This window comes from Vreelandella sp. L-15 (assembly GCF_056857635.1).
Map to the genome: position 1 here is coordinate 1 of NZ_JBSXNN010000023.1, position 2405 is coordinate 2405.

1 protein-coding gene and 2 pseudogenes are annotated in these 2405 nt (G+C 55.4%); 2 read left to right on the forward strand and 1 reads right to left on the reverse strand.

What is annotated here, in order from left to right; genetic code table 11:
• Positions 1 to 799: pseudogene (locus tag AC13CY_RS02020) on the forward strand (IS1380-like element ISMaq3 family transposase); the annotation flags it as partial.
• Positions 800 to 963: 164 nt separating this feature from the next.
• On the opposite strand, the pseudogene AC13CY_RS02025 reads toward AC13CY_RS02020, so the two are convergent.
• Positions 964 to 1743 (reverse strand): annotated as a pseudogene (locus AC13CY_RS02025) (phytanoyl-CoA dioxygenase family protein); the annotation flags it as partial.
• 197 nt (positions 1744 to 1940) lie between these two features.
• Here AC13CY_RS02025 and AC13CY_RS02030 point away from each other — a divergent pair.
• Positions 1941 to 2405, forward strand: a 465-nt coding sequence (locus tag AC13CY_RS02030) for a transposase (RefSeq protein ID WP_483052237.1), incomplete at its 3' end; no start/stop codon positions are given.

Sequence of the window (2405 nt, forward strand, 5' to 3'; positions counted from 1 at the left end):
CGACCATCACTGCTACTTCCCGCTTTACGTCTTCTGCGGTAGGCACTTGCTGGTGAGCTATCTGCGCACCAGCAATCGAGGTGATGCCCGGCACAGCTGGGCCATTCTGGCGCTGCTGGTGCGATTTATTCGCGAGTATTGGCCACAGACCCGGATCGTGTTCCGGGGCGACTCCCACTTCAGCAAGCCCCGACTGCTGGCCTGGTGCGATCGCAACCAGGTGGATTACATCGTAGGCATGGCCCGCAACCAGCGGCTGGAGGCGCTTGCCGCCCCAGCCATGGACAAAGTCCGGACCTACTACGAGGCTCATGGCCATAAGCTCGCCAGCACCTTCCGCTTCCGCTACAAAGCCCGAAGCTGGCATAAGCCACGCTGGGTGGTTGCGCGCCTGGAATATGGCCCTCAAGGCCCGAACCCCCGGTTCGTTATCAGCTCCCGCTACGATGACGGATTCAAGCTCTACTACGAACAGTATTGCGCACGGGGTGATATGGAGAACCGGATCAAGGATCAACAACTGGATCTGTTTGCCGGTCGCACCTCCAGCACACACTGGTGGACCAACCAGTGGCGGCTGATCTTATCCGGCTTCGCCTACACCCTGTTCGAGCGTTTGCGGGTGCATCTGAAAAACACGCCCTTCGAACGTATGAGTGCCGGCACCTTGCGCTTGAAGCTGATCAAGGTTGGCGCAGTCATCATCCGCAACACCCGCCGAATACGGGTGTTGATGAGTGATAGCTATCCACACAAGAACGATCTCTCAGCACTGGTTCAGCGCTTGGTGCCCCAGTAGATAATCGGGCTCCCCCGGCCCGATACCAATGGGGGAAAGGGGGAGTTGTGCCTGAATGCCGGAAACTGGCTAAATAATCGCCAACTTCGACCATGACCACTCGGATCTGGCACTACCAGGCTTGGTCTGCGAAGGTTGTTGGAGCACTATGAGAAATCCGGGTTAGGTGCATCAATCCCATATTTACCGACCAAATGGGTCAGTGCCTCTGGGCTTGGTACGCCTATCTCTTGGGCTTTCAACGAGCTTTTATGGTTATCCTCTGGCGTTTCCCCTAAGCAGGGCACAAATTCCATGTGCGAACCGGGGATCAGCATCAGTGGGCCGTTAAACTCGTGGTTATCGGTCAAGATCAGCGATGCACTCACCGCATGCATATTGGGCATGCCATCTTCCGCGTGCCAGGTTTCAAAATCCGAGTGCCAGTTAAACCCTTTACCCGCAAACCCCGGCTTGTAGTTAATACGCGACTGGTGCACGTAAGGGTCATCGCCAATAATTTGCCGTGCCGCACCGGCTAAGCGCTCATCGGTGGCAAGCGCGCCCAACCGTTCGGAGAGCTTATGAACCGCAAACAGCGAACGAATCTCATGGCTTTGCGGCTCTGTAACGCTGAAGTCCTGGTCACGGTAGGCATCATTGCTCATCAGCTCGTTCATCTCCTGGCATAGCGATTCCAACTCTTCACCACTAATCAGGTTGGGGATAAACAGATACCCATTGCGCTCAAACTCGTCCAACTGCGCCTGGGTAAGCGGCCCCGGCAGTTGACGCCCTTTCACTACCCCATCACGGCGGGGCTGAGTCAGGGATTTGGGCGCTTGGGCAAGACGCGTTGGGTAACCATCCGCTACCTTTGCGTTCCCCGTCGAGGGCATATCGGCCATCTCGCTATACTGCTTATGAGCCGTTACGTTATTAAGAGGTGTATTGCTGACTGTCATCTAATCCACTCCTTGTATGATTAAACTTCAGTTAAAACGTGTCTCATTTAGAAACACAGCGCAGTAGGTAGGGTAGCTAATACCCTTGCGCTTGCAACCTAACCTGGATTTCTCACAGGGTATAAAAGAAAGCGGCTGAAAGTGCTATGATTTCAAGAACCTAACCAATCCATCAAGCACCAACAGCCGCTTCCAAAATAGTACCTGAAAAGCTGACCTTCTCGCCACTCTCACGCCGCCAAATTGAAGCCGACTTCTCCGGGGGCCACATCACGTCGGACGCCGGATTACTCCTGCTTCGTGAAGTCGATAAACACCATCGCCTGACACGCCGCTTGGCCACCGTGCTTCATGATCCCCGCGCACCGGAACAGGTTCGTCATAAGCTCGACACTCTGGTTCGTCAGCGGGTGTTCGGTGTCGCCGCTGGCTACGAAGATTTCAACGACCATGAGGCCCTGCGCTATGATCAGGCCCTCCAGACAGCGCTCGGTGAAGAGGATACGCTGGCAGGCAAGTCAACGCTGTGCCGGGTGGAGCAGAACGCCGATCGGCAAGCAATAGTGAAGGCCCATGAGTTGCTGTGGCATCACTTCATTGAACAGCATGACGAACCACCAAAGGAGATCGTGCTGGACTTTGATGGCACCGACATCCCCGTG